Annotated in this window: 12 protein-coding genes; 6 read left to right on the top strand and 6 right to left on the bottom strand. The window is 41.8% G+C overall.

Annotated features, from left to right (window positions below):
- Nucleotides 1-210 precede the first annotated feature (210 nt).
- From ACFQ1M_RS04685 to pta, 6 genes are all read right to left on the bottom strand, one after another.
- Nucleotides 211-1,323, bottom strand: coding sequence for a DUF2911 domain-containing protein (locus ACFQ1M_RS04685; protein WP_386404614.1), 1,113 nt, complete (start codon nucleotides 1,321-1,323; stop codon nucleotides 211-213).
- A gap of 156 nt (nucleotides 1,324-1,479) precedes the next feature.
- Nucleotides 1,480-2,703: a peroxiredoxin family protein gene (locus ACFQ1M_RS04680; RefSeq protein WP_386404611.1), complete on the bottom strand. Its 1,224-nt coding sequence runs from the start codon at nucleotides 2,701-2,703 to the stop codon at nucleotides 1,480-1,482.
- Between the two features lie 89 nt (nucleotides 2,704-2,792).
- Nucleotides 2,793-3,440 (bottom strand): hypothetical protein, encoded by a 648-nt coding sequence (locus tag ACFQ1M_RS04675; protein ID WP_386404608.1) that lies wholly within the window; start codon nucleotides 3,438-3,440, stop codon nucleotides 2,793-2,795.
- Between the two features lie 11 nt (nucleotides 3,441-3,451).
- Nucleotides 3,452-3,664, bottom strand: a complete 213-nt coding sequence (locus ACFQ1M_RS04670; RefSeq protein ID WP_386404605.1) for a hypothetical protein — start codon at nucleotides 3,662-3,664, stop codon at nucleotides 3,452-3,454.
- A gap of 93 nt (nucleotides 3,665-3,757) precedes the next feature.
- A complete protein-coding gene (locus tag ACFQ1M_RS04665) occupies nucleotides 3,758-4,948 on the bottom strand; it encodes an acetate/propionate family kinase (protein ID WP_386404602.1) in 1,191 nt (396 codons plus the stop codon).
- Between the two features lie 22 nt (nucleotides 4,949-4,970).
- Nucleotides 4,971-7,058: a phosphate acetyltransferase gene (gene pta, locus ACFQ1M_RS04660; RefSeq protein ID WP_386404599.1), complete on the bottom strand. Its 2,088-nt coding sequence runs from the start codon at nucleotides 7,056-7,058 to the stop codon at nucleotides 4,971-4,973.
- 141 nt (nucleotides 7,059-7,199) lie between these two features.
- Here pta and pheT point away from each other — a divergent pair, with 141 nt between their 5' ends.
- From pheT to ACFQ1M_RS04630, 6 genes are all read left to right on the top strand, one after another.
- Entirely contained in the window at nucleotides 7,200-9,626 is a 2,427-nt protein-coding gene (gene pheT, locus ACFQ1M_RS04655) for a phenylalanine--tRNA ligase subunit beta (RefSeq protein ID WP_386404596.1), read from the top strand.
- Between the two features lie 157 nt (nucleotides 9,627-9,783).
- Entirely contained in the window at nucleotides 9,784-10,503 is a 720-nt protein-coding gene (locus ACFQ1M_RS04650; protein WP_386404593.1) for a hypothetical protein, read from the top strand.
- Nucleotides 10,504-10,821: 318 nt separating this feature from the next.
- Nucleotides 10,822-11,574 (top strand): hypothetical protein, encoded by a 753-nt coding sequence (locus tag ACFQ1M_RS04645; RefSeq protein WP_386404590.1) that lies wholly within the window; start codon nucleotides 10,822-10,824, stop codon nucleotides 11,572-11,574.
- Between the two features lie 138 nt (nucleotides 11,575-11,712).
- A complete protein-coding gene (locus ACFQ1M_RS04640) occupies nucleotides 11,713-11,994 on the top strand; it encodes a hypothetical protein (RefSeq protein WP_386404587.1) in 282 nt (93 codons plus the stop codon).
- 385 nt (nucleotides 11,995-12,379) lie between these two features.
- Nucleotides 12,380-12,904 carry a hypothetical protein gene (locus tag ACFQ1M_RS04635; RefSeq protein ID WP_386404584.1) on the top strand — a complete coding sequence of 175 codons (525 nt, stop codon included), beginning with the start codon at nucleotides 12,380-12,382 and terminating at the stop codon, nucleotides 12,902-12,904.
- 150 nt (nucleotides 12,905-13,054) lie between these two features.
- Nucleotides 13,055-13,570, top strand: coding sequence for a hypothetical protein (locus tag ACFQ1M_RS04630; protein ID WP_386404581.1), 516 nt, complete (start codon nucleotides 13,055-13,057; stop codon nucleotides 13,568-13,570).
- Nucleotides 13,571-13,589: the final 19 nt, after the last annotated feature.

Genomic DNA, 13,589 nt, shown 5'->3' with positions numbered 1-13,589 from the left:
AAATTACTGTTAGAAAACAAACACAACACTCGCGGAATGTTACGAAATCGTTAATGGAATTGTTAACAACGCGATCTAATTACCAATATTTCTATTATAATATTGATAATTAGATATTTATAAACATATAGACATGTTCATAAATTTTGTCTCCAAATAAAAACGCCCTATAATTATTGTAGGGCGTTTCGTATGATTATGTTCGATTTTTTAATTGATGTCTTCTCCTTTCTCCAGTTTGGCAATTCCTGCAACAATTGCATCCTTATTTGGCTTATTCGGTGCATTGTTTAGCGCGATCTTTAGATGTTTCAGGGCCTCTTTATGTTTTCCGATGGCCGAAAGTCCTCTTGCCATGCCGTAGTGGACAGGCCAAGTATCTTTGTTCTTTTTCGCATTGAACTTGAATACTTCAAGTGCCTTCTGCTTTTGGTCGAGTGCGATCAATTGTCTTCCCATTTGGTGCACCTGAAGCACTGTGCCCATTTCTCTAGCTTCGTCCATCATAGCAAAGGCCTCCTCTTTCTTGCCCTGTTTCATTAATATCTGTGCTTTGATGCCAAGATTATTAAAGGTCTTTTGGCTAAAGAATTGTCCCGCGATGGCCGCATCGACCCAAGCAAGTGCCTCGTTCAGATCACCACCGTTATTCAATGCATACTGCGCAGCCTGTTCCCAAGACTGGCGATTGAACCCAGGAGAATTCGTTAGTTTCTCACGAATATCGGCAAGGACAATATCTTTCACATCCACCTCTATCTTAAGCGGAAATGCCTTTTTCTCCCAGATCAGTGCAAGTGTGGCGTCGTTAGGGTTCACTTCGGTGAACTCGAAGGTTAGAAATTCTCTGTGGGGTACTGTTTCTGTTTTGATGTCAACACGTGCGACGTCGTTTGCAGGGTCATAAAAATAGCTTCCCCACGAGCCTGAGTCACTCGAAAGAATGACCGTAGCCGTATCATCCTCGTTAACGATCAAATGATATCCATAAGTACCCGCTGGAACTTTCTTTCCTCCTACGGTGACAGCATCATTAAAGGTGATGGTGGTGTTCTCATTGGCCCCAGCTCGCCATGGCGATTCCTTGGCAGTACCAAAACCGAGATTGTTCATGCCATAAGGAACAAGATTGCCCCAGATCTCTCGATCGTTTACTTGAGGTCGTGAATATTTCACGTAAATGTCGGTGATTCCAACCCGTTGCATGGTTTTGGCCATCTGACTGCCGCGAGGAGTGTTCAATTGTGCATTTGCAAATTGGAAAGAGCATACAGCAAATGCAAGCATAAAGCCCCCTAAGAGCTTTTGATACGTCTGTTTCATTTGATTGGTTGTTAAAGTTTATAAATCAGTTTGGTCGATATACTTGATGTATAATTAATACTGAAATTAACAAGGAATGTCGGTGGTGGGTGTTACAGTCCTGTTAAAAAATCGAAGGGCCTTGTTAAACGACCTGAAGTTTAACACCAATTTATGTTAAAGCGATTCTTCCGATGACAGTTGTTCGAGAAAATCTTCGAACTCGTGCTTGAATTCATGGTATTTTTCTCCCGTGGCGGGACCGTTGAAACCAGTGTGGACCTTTCTTACCTGGCCCTTTTTATCGATAAAGATACTTGTAGGGTATGATAATATATGATTGAGCATCGGGAGTTTTTCATTGGCCTTTTGCTTGTCTGAAGTTCCATATTGGGCTAGCAATATGGGATAATCTATTCTCAAATGCTCCTTTAGTCTGTTAATACGCTGCCATGCAAGTTCTTGGGTCTTTGCATACTCGAAGGCCAAAGCAACAAACGCAACATCCTGATCTTTATGCTGCTTATAAAATTCGGAATAATACTTGCTTTCATCCAAACAGTTGGGACACCAAGTACCCATTATCTGAACGACCACGACCTTGTTTTTAAATTCCTTATCAGACAAGGAGACCATGTGACCATCTTCATTGGGAAAGCTAAAACCCAAGCGGTCATAACCTTCTTTCAAAAAGGTCAGTGTATGCTCATCGGGAAGCTCATAATTGGGATTTCTTTTTGCGACGAAAGGCTCTTTCCAATGATTTCCAGAATAAAACGTTCCGCTCATGGTGCTATCGGTCACAGCTGCTGTAAAAAGAAATGCATGCGCCCCATCGAAAGTGGAAAGTCTTAACTCATTTCCATCCACCACTCCTTCCAGGTAGCGATAATCTCCAGTGGTCGTGCGAAAGGTTCCCGTCACTTTATCTTTTTCTTGGTTGAAAATTCCTTTGGCAATATAGCTGTCCTTATCACTCTCTGGGCTGAAAACCGTCTCCCAAGTTCCTGAAATTGTCACTTTTGGAGTGTCGATGATGTCGAAACGATCTTCATTGCCATATTCGGCCTTGAAAGGAACGATCCTATCTAAACTTGGCTTTATGAATTGTCCTTGTATACTTTGTTCTGTAAACGTGCCAGCAATATAGCCTTCAAAGACCGGTGGTCGAATATAGATCGAATCTCCTTTCAGCATCACTTCGTCCACCTCGATCACTTCCTCGGCATTGAAGATCTTGACCGTTCCGCTTGGAGTATATTCAAAAATAAAGGGTAGCGTCTCATTGTCTTGAACGGTAAGTGTGGCACGCCATGTGCCCGATTTTGGTGCTGAATTGTTATTCTCATTCTTGCAAGAAAGACATGCGATAACGATAACGGATAAAAGAAATTTCTTCATAAGTTTTGAAATGAATTCAAAATAAGGACAAAACAATGTACAAAAAAAGCGCTCTTTGCAGAGCGCTTCCATTTGTTTGTTAGCAATTGTTAATTGGCATCAGGAAACATAATATCCTTTAGCACTTTCTTCTGCTTTTCGATAACGCTCTTCTCCTTCTTTATCACCTCTTCTAGTTCGATGACTTCCTCTTCCGCCTTTTTTATTTTCTCTTCTTTTTCCGCTGCTTCTTCTTCGGTGATCTCTTTCTCTTGGCGTTGTCTCCTTACCTTTTCCCTCGCTTTGGCGATCTTTTCTCTTCCGTTCTCTACGGTCTCTTCATGAGCTGCCAGCCGCTTTTCTTGCTCCTTTATTTTTGCTCTAGCCTCCGATGCTCTGGCTTGGCCAAATTCCCTTCCAGAAAGCTCACCCTTATTTCGTCCGTAGGCATTGCCTTTGATTTCCTTTTCCTTTTTCTCCTTTATCTTCTCAGCCTTCTCCTTTGCCTTCTCTTTCTTCTCTTCGAGCGCTTCTTCGGCCTCTTCGGCCTTTTCATCAGCCTCTTCCTTGGCTTCCTTTATTTTCTTCTCAGCCTTTTCTTTAGCCTCTTTCGCTTTTTCATTGGCCTCCTTACCCTTCTCTTTTTTCTGTTTTATTTGCTCCTTCTTTTCTTTGGATTTTCCTTGGGCGAAAGTATATTGATTTCCGCCTACAAGAAAAGAGAGTAAAAACACTAAAAGTATTCCTAAATTCTTCATCTTAACTTTTTTTAAATGCTATCTAATTCTTTTAACGATTTGTTGACCTCTTGGGCCTTGTCCTCCACTTCTTCGGAAATGGCCTCTAGCTCAGATTCTACAGACTCGATCTGTTCGACGGCTTGATCCAGCTGTTTTTGCTGCTCCTCCTTTTTCTTTTGATCGGTACAGGCAAAAGCCAAAACCAAAGACAAACCAAGTAATACTTTGTTTTGTGTTTTCATGATTATTATCTGTTTTATGATAAATATACGTCCTGATTTGATCAACCAGACTTTGAACGACCGTAAGATCTATGATATCGATAAATGGTATTTTTAATCGTTCATCAACAATTGAAAGCTTTGCCGAGCGATCTCCAATTCCTCATTTGTGGGGATTACCAAGACCTTGATTTTGGAAGTAACATGACCGATCTCTCGAATCTCTGGAGATCGAATACCATTCCGTTTTTCATCCAATACTATTCCAAAGACCTCCATATCCTGGCAGACCAAGCTTCGCATGGTGGATGAGTTCTCACCAATTCCTGCAGTAAAAACGATGGCGTCCAAGCCATTCATCGCGGCCACATAACTGCCGATGTATTTCTTTATGCGGTAGGCGCTCATCGCCAATGCCAACTCACAATCCTTATTTCCCTTTTCCGCCTGTTCTTCTATTTCGCGTAAATCGCTATACCCAGTAAGCCCATACATCCCGCTTTGCCTTTGCAAGATGTCACTGACCTCTTTCGAGGAAAGTTTCAAGCGATCCATCAGATAAAAGATCACCGATTGGTCGATATCGCCACTGCGTGTTCCCATGATCAATCCATTCATAGGTCCAAAACCAAGTGAGTGGTCGATGCTTTTACCATTTTTGATAGCACTCATACTACAACCATTTCCAAGGTGGATGCTGATCACCTTACTTTCGCTCTTTCCCAAGAATTCAATGGCCTTCTGAGACACATATTTATGACTCGTTCCGTGAAAACCATACAGCCTGATCTTTCGTTCATCAGATAACTTCTTTGGAATGGCGTATCTATGGGCAACCTCTGGAATGGTCTGGTGAAAGGCGGTATCAAAAACGGCAACTTGCTTAGCAGCGGGAAAGGTCTCTTCGGCAACAACAATGCCTTCAAAATTGGGAGGGTTGTGCAATGGCGCCAATGAAAATAGACTTTGGATCTTTTCTTTTACCTCGGAATCGATAAATACGGTTTGGGAAAAAGAACTTCCGCCGTGTACCACCCGATGGCCAACGACCGCTATTTCGTCCGTGGACCTGATCACCGCATTCTTCGGGTCCAACAAAATCTTGGCAATGCCTTCCAGGCCTTGTTTGTGATCTTTGGCCTCGATCTTGCCTTCAATCCTATTGTTCGAAGTTTGATGATGGATCATCGAGTCTTCCAATCCTATTCGTTCCACCAATCCGGTGCAGATCACTATCTCGTCTGGCATTTGTATCAATTGATACTTTATGGATGAACTTCCCGAGTTGATGATTAAAATTTTCATGTAAAGAATGGTACTTAATAATTTAAATTCCTTGCGCTTGAATTGCTGTGATCACCACGGTGTTGAACACGTCATCGATGGTACATCCCCGGCTTAGGTCGTTCACGGGCTTGTTAAGTCCCTGAAGCATAGGTCCGATCGCCAAGGCGCCAGTTTCGCGTTGTACCGCCTTATAGGTGTTGTTTCCTGTGTTCAGGTCTGGAAATATCAAGACGCTGGCTTGCCCGGCCACTTCAGAGCTCGGAAGCTTGCTTTTGGCCACACTCATGTCCACAGCCGCGTCGTATTGGATGGGGCCTTCGATCTTAATATCTGGTCTTTTTTGTTTAACGATCTCCGTGGCCGCTCGCACGGTTTCCACGTCCTCGCCTTTCCCTGAAGCGCCGGAAGAATACGAGAGCATGGCCACCTTTGGTTCTATTCCAAAGGCCAAACTAGAATCGGCTGATGAAATGGCGATCTCTGCCAGTTGTGGAGCAGTAGGGTTAGGATTGATGGCACAATCTCCAAAGACCGACACACGGTCTTCCAAACACATAAAGAAAATGGAGGAGACCACCGAAACCCCAGGCTTCGTCTTTACAAATTGTAGTGCCGGTCTTATGGTATGCTGGGTGGTATGCACTGCCCCAGAGACCATGCCGTCTGCATGACCCAGATAGACCATCATGGTACCAAAATACGAGACGTCGGTCATCATATCCCTAGCCATATCCTGATTGACGTTCTTATGCTTCCTAAGCTCGTAAAGCGTGCTTACATACTCCTCGAACATGGGTGCATTTAGCGGGTCGATGATCTTGGCCTTCTCGATATTAAGCCCCAACTGTGCTGCTTTTCGCTCGATCTTCGTCTTGTCTCCCAGCAACGTTATGTCTACAATATTGAGCGCGAGCAGTCGCGAGGCGGCTGTTAGAATTCTGTGGTCATTGCCCTCTGGAAGAACGATGTGTTTTTTCTCTTGCTTGGCCCGCTGCACCAAATTATACTGAAACATGCGCGGTGTGATGCCTTCAGGTTCGAAGGTCACCAGGCTGTTGGAAAGTTTCTCTTGGTCGATATATTTCTCAAAGAGTTCGATAGAGGTTTGGATCTTCTGTTTGCTTTCGGCATAAATTCTAGATCTTATATTTCCAACGTCGTTGGTCGCTCCAAAGGTTCCTTGCTGCACAGAAATGATCGGTACTCGATGATCAAAACCTTCGATCAGTTTCATGATGGACGTTTCTGGGATGATTCCGCCGGTAAGAATAATGCCGGAGATCTGCGGATAGTTTTCTGAAAGATTGGCCTGCAATGCTCCCAAAATGATATCGGCCCGATCGCCTGGGGTGATCACCAAACTATTGGATCTCAAATGTGTGAGATAATTGCGCAATTGCATCGCTCCAACACCAAAGCTTCCCGTTTGGTTATCCAAGAACTCTTCGCCAAAGAGTACTTGCCCATCCAGCGTATTAAGGATCTCTTTTAGTGTAGGATGTGAGAGATCCGCCAATCGTGGAATGGCATAGGACTGGATCTCTTCGGGAAGTGTCTCTAGCATATAATCCTTAACGCCCCTCAATTCATCCCTCGAAACCTTATTGGCCACAACCGCCAGGACCTCTACCTCTTTCAATTTAAAGCTATTGACCGCCAGCTGTAGTCCGGCACAGAGATGCTCCTTCGTTTTGCCCACTCCACTCCCAACGATCACCGCAGGGATGCCTAAATTTTTAGCTACTTGAACATTGATATTGAATTCGATCGCGCCACCCTCACCACTAAAATCACTTCCTTCGACCAAAACAAAGTCGAACCGACGTTCTAGCTTCTTAAACTTATCAATGATCGTATCGATTATTTTGCCTCCGTGATTCTTATTTCCCAAAGCGATGATCTCACTTCTTGTAAAGGCATAGGCCTCCTTTGGCTCCAAGTCCAGTTCGTAATGAGAAAGCACCGTGTTGATATGGTTATCCACCTCCCCTTTTTTCTGATCATCGATCACGGGCCTGAAATATCCAACCTTCCCCGTCTTCCCCAAAAGAAGTTGCATGAGCCCTAAAACGATCAATGATTTACCACTATGTGGCTCTGCAGTGGCCACATACAATCCCTTATTCATACCAGAAATTTTGGCAAAAATACTGCTTAAATCTCGACTGTTTACATGATCATTATCATCAAATAGTAAACAAATGAGGGTTTGCCTTTAACAAAGGAGCGCCATTTGCTATATTTGCATCTTTGAAAAACAGATTTTCTGATGAAGATTTCATACAACTGGTTGAAACAATTTATAAAGCTAGATTGGGAGGCTGAAAAGACAGGTGAATTGCTCACCGACCTTGGACTTGAAGTTGAAGGTATAGACACTTTTGAATCGGTAAAGGGAGGATTGAAGGGCGTTGTCGTAGGACACGTGCTTTCTTGCGAGAAACATCCAAATGCAGACAAGTTGAAAGTGACCAACGTCGACCTTGGTGATGGTGAGCCCGTGCAAATCGTTTGCGGAGCGCCCAATGTGGCAGCCGGACAAAAAGTACCTGTGGCGACGATCGGTACCGAGTTGTATGATGAAGACGGCAATCCCTGGAAAATAAAGAAGGGAAAGATCCGAGGGGAAGCTTCCCATGGAATGATCTGTGCAGAGGACGAACTAGGTTTGGGGAAGTCCCACGATGGCATCATGATCCTCGATGACAGCCTAAAGCCAGGAACTTCCTGCGCGGATATCTTTGACATTGAGATCGACCAAGTGTTTGAAATAGGCCTCACTCCCAACCGCGCTGATGCGATGAGTCATTTTGGCGTGGCCAGAGACCTCAAAGCAGGATTGCTGCAAAAAGAGGTAAGTCTAGAATTGATCACCCCTTCTACCAGTAATTTCCATGTCGAAAATAGAACACTCCGCGTCGACGTGGAGGTCTTGAATAAAGATCTGGCACCGCGCTATTGTGGCGTAACGCTGTCGGGCATCAAAGTAGAAGATTCTCCCGCATGGCTTCAAAATAGATTGAGATCGATCGGACTTACGCCGATCAACAATGTGGTGGACGTTACCAATTATGTGCTTCACGAACTTGGTCAACCTTTACATGCCTTTGACGCCAACAAGATCAACGGCAATAAGATCATTGTAAAGACCCTAGAGGCTGGAACAAAGTTCACAACTTTGGATGACGTAGAGCGAACTCTTCATGAGGACGACCTGATGATCTGCGATACCAAAAGTCCATTGTGTATTGCAGGTGTGTTTGGAGGGATTCATTCGGGAGTCACAGAGAATACCACCAGTATCTTTTTGGAAAGTGCCTATTTTAATCCGGTATCCATCAGGAAGACGGCAAAACGCCATGGATTAAACACAGATGCTTCCTTCCGGTTTGAGCGTGGAATAAACATCAACAATTGCGAATATGCCTTAATGCGCGCAGCATTATTGATACAAGAAGTAGCCGGTGGTGAGATCACCTGCGATGTAGAGGATGTGTACCCGGTAAAGTCAGAAGACTTTCAGGTGTTCCTCAGTTTTGAAAAGGTGAATAGCCTGATCGGACAAGAAATTCCGAGAGAGACCATTAAAAGTATTTTATCCTCTTTGGATATCAAGGTCAACAACATTACCGAAAGCGGTCTTGGCCTTACCATCCCATCGTATCGTGTGGATGTTCAACGAGAAGCCGATGTGATCGAGGAGATCTTACGGGTCTATGGGTACAACAATATCGAAACGACGACCAAGCTCAATGCATCCATAGCAAGTGTATCGAGGTTTGACGACCATCGCATTCAAAATATCATCGGTGATCAATTGGTGGCCCAGGGTTTCTATGAAATGTTGGCGAATTCACTTACCTCGCCCGATTACATCAAGCTGAGCGAGCAACTAAAGGAGGATCACAATATCGAAATGCTTAATCCGCTTAGCAACGACCTATCGGTGATGCGCCAATCCTTGCTGTTTTCTGGTTTGGAAGCACTTTCATATAATCTCAACAGAAAACGCTCGGACCTAAAGCTATTCGAATTTGGAAAGACCTATCATAATTTTGAGAGTGGCAGGGAGGAGCACAAACATCTCACCCTTTTGGTCACTGGAAATAGGGATGAGGAAAGTTGGACCTCCAAACAAAAGATGAGTGACTTTTTCTATCTGAAGGGAATCATCACCTCTATATTGGCGCGATTGGGTATCGACACGATAAAGACCTCACCAGCGAAGAGCGATATCTTCTCTGAAGGTTTAAGCCTATCATTTGGCAAAATGAAACTGGTAGAATTTGGCATCCTTAAAAAGAAGCTGACCAAGGCCTTTGATATCAAACAGCAGGTATTGTTTGCGGACTTTAATTGGGACAACCTATTGGAGGTCGTCACCTACAATACGTCTAAGTTTCGGCCGATCCCGAAGTTTCCAGAGGTACGAAGAGATTTTGCCTTGTTATTGGATGACAAGGTGAGTTTCTCAGAAATTTTCACGCTGGCGAAACAGACGGAAAAGCAACTTTTAAAAGAGGTGAACCTGTTTGATGTCTATGCTGGGAAGAACCTTCCGAAAGGCAAGAAGTCCTATGCCGTGAGCTTCACATTACAAGATGAGAACAAAACGCTTACGGACAAGCAGATCGATAAGATCATGAAAAAACTGCAATCCAACTTTGAAAACAAGCTCGGGGCCGAACTTCGTTAGTACCGATCTTATAGCATAGGAAAGCCGCCACCGCTACGTGGTGGCTTTTTTTTTGGTGCCATCTTAAACAGAACTGTTAAAATATTGATTGACACATGTTAAATTCCTAACTTTAGAAAAAAAAAAAAATTGCATTGCTTACCCAAAAAGAAAAAATATGCTATTTCCTAGAACGAATATTGAAGAAAAGCTTGTAAAAGCTAAGAACAGGGCATTTAAAGGTGATGATATTCTTACTGAAGTCGCTCGCATCTTGGAAGAGGATGACCGCCGAGAAGAGCGAATCGCCAAGGAAATTGTTCAACCTTCGGGATTGGAAAATTCTTTTGACCTAGAATTGCTTGAAACCGAGAAGATCTTTCACATCGATCAGATAAAGAAAATTTGTATCGACTACCGACTGCGTTTTCTGGACACCAAATACTTTAAAGCCAATATTCCGAGGACGGCCATTGAAAAGATCAAGAAGTTGGAGAAGGATCACGATACCCAACTCAAAGGTTTTAAGATCATCGCTCCGTCCAAACTCTTTAAGCTCAACGACCCGGACGACCCCTTGCTTTTTGCCCCCATCGGAAATGGTTATTACTATCTTATCCATAAATGGGGGAATGACCTACATCCGTTAAGACGATGGTTGATGTTGCCTTTTAGGAACTTTGAGAATTTGCTGGTATTTACCTTAATGGTGAGCTATGTGCTGACCTTGATGGTTCCCAACGGTTTATTCTCTAAAGAAAACAGCGGCGTGGAATTTTGGATGCTCTATTTCTTTATGTTTAAGATGGTGGCCTCTATTGTGATCTTCTATGGCTTTGCCTTGGGGAAAAACTTTAATACGGCCATCTGGAACAGCCAATACTCCAAGATGCGATAGGTGGTCGCGGTCGCTACTTTAGTGGTGGCAGCACGGTAGCTTGAGGGCAACTCCTTTTTCTCTCCTGAAAATTTAGCGTATTGCACAGGTTCTTGTGACTTTTGTGGCTGTTAGTTGCGCCCTATTCCAACCGATCCAATTACGGAAAACCCGTACCTTCGTCTATAAAAATCTTCTTATTTTAGTCCAAGGCGTTTATAAACGGCGGTTAGCCGTCCGATTTGGAAGAATAAACTCCATTCATGATTGGGGGAAACGCCAGGGAAATAAAAGGCATTACGGATGTAAACAAGTTGTGTGCAAGCTGAACAAAAAATTATGAGAGAAACAATAACAACAACATTGATAATATTAGTTGTTAGTACATTGAGTTTTTTTTGGATGATGAGTGGTGAGTACCAAACAGCATTTGAATGGATATTTCCAGACGGTAAATCATTAGCCAACGCTAACTTATTAATTAAAATGTTAGCAATTCTTTTCTTTGGACTATTATGGATTATCCTAACAGCAATTTCCTGTCTTTTTGCGCTTATTTGGCCTATTGGCGTTATTTGTGCTGTGGTTGTTTTTTTTGGAGGTTCGTTTTCAGCACTTTTCGGAAAATCGAAATCTAATTATTATTCCGGCGGTAACTCAGGCTATGGATATTCAGACAATTACAATTCGAAATCCTCGAATTATTCTGATAAACATTATGTACCAAGCAATTCCAGCAACCAAAAGATAAAGAAAAAAGTCGGCGGAATTAAAGGAACAACAACTTACGATGGAGAAAATTGGTTTAATGAGAAAAAAGTCGGTCGAACGGATAGTGATGGAAATGTATATGAAGGAGAAAATTGGTTTACCGAGAAAAAAACTGGTCGCATTTCATCCGACGGAACAACATATGAAGGAGACAATTGGTTTTCCGAAAAGAAAACAGGTCGTATTGATAAAGATGGAAATATTTATGAAGGCGATAACTGGTTCAATGAAAAGAAAGTTGGTAGAATAGGTAAAGATGGAAATGTATACGAAGGAGACAATTGGTTTACTGAAAAAAAAGTAGGAAAACATAAAAAGTAAGGCCAGCAGGTAACAATGTATAACCGAAATTACGGCGGATTCTACTGCGTCCGAATCCACTCGGAATTGCTAACACCTGTGCTAAACCGAAAAATTTGTGAGTAGAAATCCGATACTAGTAATACACGAGACCATTAGATGCAATTAGGAATGAAATCTCGATTAAATAAAGAATATAAACATAGACTTGATGAATTAAGAATAATTGTGAACTCTTGGAATCTGATTCCTGATTCACCGATAGATGAATTTGATTCAATAAATCATTTATTGTTAAGTCAACTTTACAAAGGAACAGACGAATTTAAGATAAGACAGCTTATTCACTTTGAGTTGACAAATAATTACGGTTTTTCAAGTCACCAAATTAACGCACAAGAAATGACAACTGAAGTGGTCAATTGGTGGAATAACTTATAAAATTAAATTAATGGCAACCCAAATTTGTCTGAATTGTAAAAAAAACTCATTCACGTGGAGAATGGACGACGAAATATCGGATTTAACAATTTGGAGTTGTTATGAATGTCACTATCAAGCATTCGAGGACGAATCTGACTTGAGGAATTGTTCTAAATGTGGAAAGAAAACAGAATCAAAACTTAAGGATAACAAAAAAGAATATTGGTGGTGTTCGAATTGTAACACGACTGAATTTATAAAAAACTACACCTAACAATGAACTAAGCTAAAAAACAACTGCTTTTCAGACTAATTTGCTATCTTTCGTTATACGATATCATCCTAGCTGATTTTCCAAAACGAGCCGTATACAATACCGTTAGCACTAAGCTGAAAAAATCGAATGACAAAAAAGATTGGACTTTTAATATTGATCGGAATTATATCAATAATTCTCGGCTCGATTTACGGAATGTTACACAATCAGATTTCTTACTCAATCTCACCTGAATATTTTACGAAATTCAAATTTGACCAAATTGGCGAATGGTTACATCAAGTAGAAAATGAACGAATTGCAATTTCTTTTGTTGGATTTGTATCTACTTGGTGGTTTGGACTTATAATTGGAGTGATTCTTGGAATTGTGGCGATGTTTCAGCCGAATTCAAAAGCTATGTGGAAAAGTGCAATTGGAGCGGTACTTCGGACTTTAGGCATCGCAATCGGAATTGGAATCATGGGAATTTTGGTTGGAACGTTTCTAATCTCAAACTTAAATGCGAATTGGAATCTACCGGCTGAATTGACTGACCGAAAAGGTTTTTTGATTGCTGGAACAATGCATAATTTCAGCTATGTTGGAGGAATGATCGGACTGATTTACGGTATAATATATCAACTGAAAATAAAAAAGGTCAGCATCTGATGATAGCCATTGTTTATTGTAGCCGAATTCCTTCATCGGAATAAACGACAATTTCCTATCTTTCGTCTACGGTGTAATTCTAACTGATTTTCCAAAACGGGCCGTATAGAATACCACAAATAGCGCTAAGGCCGAAACTAGGACACAAAAATGACTGAATTAAGATTTAAAGACTCGTATCAAACCCTGACGTATGATTTCATTAAAGATATTCTAGTCGTTTGCCCAAAGTGTGAGCAAAAAGCAATCGTAAAAGCTTCTGAATTTTCCTTTGGCAAAACGGATGAAAATAATGTTCGACTGGTTTGCTCAAGTTGCGGTCATAGCAAAATCCTATCTGAAAAACCTAGTTCTGTAGTTTATGCTTCAAATGAAAAAATAATACGTGGAAGGCATTACTTTGTTGGTGGTGGAATAGACCCTTTTTTCCACTTACCTCTTTGGTTATCTGAAAATCTAAATGGAAATTTATTCTGGGCATACAACATTGAGCATATTGAGTTTCTAGAAAACCATATCCAAGCCAAGTTGAGAGAACGAAACGGAATTGAATATCGGAATAAAAGCATTGGTAGTAGACTTCCGAAATGGATGACATCTAAAAAGAACCGTGAACTGATATTAAAGACGATTGAAAAACTGAAACAAAAAAATCAAAATGTCTAGTGCATAACAAAAAAACTGA

It is taken from the genome of Sungkyunkwania multivorans (genome assembly GCF_042675645.1).
GTDB classification, from domain to species: Bacteria; Bacteroidota; Bacteroidia; order Flavobacteriales; family Flavobacteriaceae; genus Sungkyunkwania; species Sungkyunkwania multivorans.
Note: the sequence above shows the minus strand (reverse complement) of the source record. Positions and strands in the feature narration are given on the sequence as shown.

Excerpts from the sequence above, each read along its gene's own strand:
- ACFQ1M_RS04640 (WP_386404587.1), top strand. The coding sequence starts at position 11,713 with ATGCAATTAGGAATGAAATCTCGATTAAATAAAGAATATAAACATAGA.
- ACFQ1M_RS04680 (WP_386404611.1), bottom strand. The coding sequence starts at position 2,703 with ATGAAGAAATTTCTTTTATCCGTTATCGTTATCGCATGTCTTTCTTGC.
- pheT (WP_386404596.1), top strand. The coding sequence starts at position 7,200 with ATGAAGATTTCATACAACTGGTTGAAACAATTTATAAAGCTAGATTGG.
- ACFQ1M_RS04630 (WP_386404581.1), top strand. The coding sequence starts at position 13,055 with ATGACTGAATTAAGATTTAAAGACTCGTATCAAACCCTGACGTATGAT.
- ACFQ1M_RS04685 (WP_386404614.1), bottom strand. The coding sequence starts at position 1,323 with ATGAAACAGACGTATCAAAAGCTCTTAGGGGGCTTTATGCTTGCATTT.
- pta (WP_386404599.1), bottom strand. The coding sequence starts at position 7,058 with ATGAATAAGGGATTGTATGTGGCCACTGCAGAGCCACATAGTGGTAAA.
- ACFQ1M_RS04665 (WP_386404602.1), bottom strand. The coding sequence starts at position 4,948 with ATGAAAATTTTAATCATCAACTCGGGAAGTTCATCCATAAAGTATCAA.
- ACFQ1M_RS04635 (WP_386404584.1), top strand. The coding sequence starts at position 12,380 with ATGACAAAAAAGATTGGACTTTTAATATTGATCGGAATTATATCAATA.
- ACFQ1M_RS04670 (WP_386404605.1), bottom strand. The coding sequence starts at position 3,664 with ATGAAAACACAAAACAAAGTATTACTTGGTTTGTCTTTGGTTTTGGCT.
- ACFQ1M_RS04650 (WP_386404593.1), top strand. The coding sequence starts at position 9,784 with ATGCTATTTCCTAGAACGAATATTGAAGAAAAGCTTGTAAAAGCTAAG.
- ACFQ1M_RS04675 (WP_386404608.1), bottom strand. The coding sequence starts at position 3,440 with ATGAAGAATTTAGGAATACTTTTAGTGTTTTTACTCTCTTTTCTTGTA.
- ACFQ1M_RS04645 (WP_386404590.1), top strand. The coding sequence starts at position 10,822 with ATGAGAGAAACAATAACAACAACATTGATAATATTAGTTGTTAGTACA.